Genomic DNA, 300 nt, shown 5'->3' on the forward strand with positions numbered 1-300 from the left:
TTCGGCGCGGGTTAGCGCTTCGCGAACTGGGGCGCCTTGCGGGCCTTCTTGAGTCCGGCCTTCTTACGCTCCTTGCCGCGAGCGTCGCGGCTGAGGAAGCCCGCCTTCTTGAGCGCGGCGCGGTTGTTCTCTTCGTCGATCTGGTTGAGCGAACGCGCGATGCCGAGACGCAGGGCGCCGGCCTGGCCGGACGGGCCTCCGCCGGTGATGCGGGCGATGACGTCGTAGCTGCCGAGCCGGTCGAGCACCTTGAACGGGTCGTTGATCAGCTGCTGGTGCAGCTTGTTGGGGAAGTAGTCG

Annotated in this window: 1 protein-coding gene; it reads right to left on the bottom strand. The window is 67.3% G+C overall.

The window, feature by feature from the left end:
• Nucleotides 1-11: 11 nt before the first annotated feature.
• A partial coding sequence (rpsI, locus tag FVP33_RS19130; protein ID WP_147785268.1) for a 30S ribosomal protein S9 occupies nt 12-300 on the bottom strand: 289 nt, incomplete at its 5' end.

The sequence above is a fragment of the Lacisediminihabitans profunda genome (assembly GCF_008040105.1).
Taxonomy (GTDB): domain Bacteria; phylum Actinomycetota; class Actinomycetes; order Actinomycetales; family Microbacteriaceae; genus Lacisediminihabitans; species Lacisediminihabitans profunda.